This window comes from Mesorhizobium sp. M4B.F.Ca.ET.143.01.1.1, from assembly GCF_004792275.1.
Classification (GTDB): domain Bacteria; phylum Pseudomonadota; class Alphaproteobacteria; order Rhizobiales; family Rhizobiaceae; genus Mesorhizobium; species Mesorhizobium abyssinicae.
In genome coordinates, this window is sequence record NZ_SRSR01000181.1 from 1 (window position 1) to 351 (window position 351).

Below are 351 nucleotides of genomic sequence, written 5' to 3' on the forward strand. Positions count from 1 at the left end.
CGGTGGTCGACAGCGGTTGGCGCGAGGCGAGCAGCGACACCAGCCAATCCCGCATCGGCAACTGGTCCGGAGCGGCGACCAGCAAGGCTTCGGCCATGGCGCCGGTTTCGTCGACAGCCGCGGCGCGATAGGCAAGCCCGCGGCGATCGGTGTACTCCAGGAGCTGATCCTGCCGCTGGACGCCGAGCAGCTTGCGCGCCAGGAGAATGCCCTGGTCCGGCGGCTCGGTTCCGGTCAGCTCGTAGACCCAGCCGCCCTCGACCGCATGCCGGCTCCAGTGGACAAAGCCCGTCGGCCTGAGATCGCGGCGGGTGATGAGCACGCCGGCCCAGCCGGTCTCTTCCCGCACGA

General features: G+C 70.4%; 1 pseudogene. It reads right to left on the reverse strand.

The window, feature by feature from the left end:
* Nucleotides 1-351 (reverse strand): annotated as a pseudogene (locus EN786_RS36530) (nitrate reductase); the annotation flags it as partial.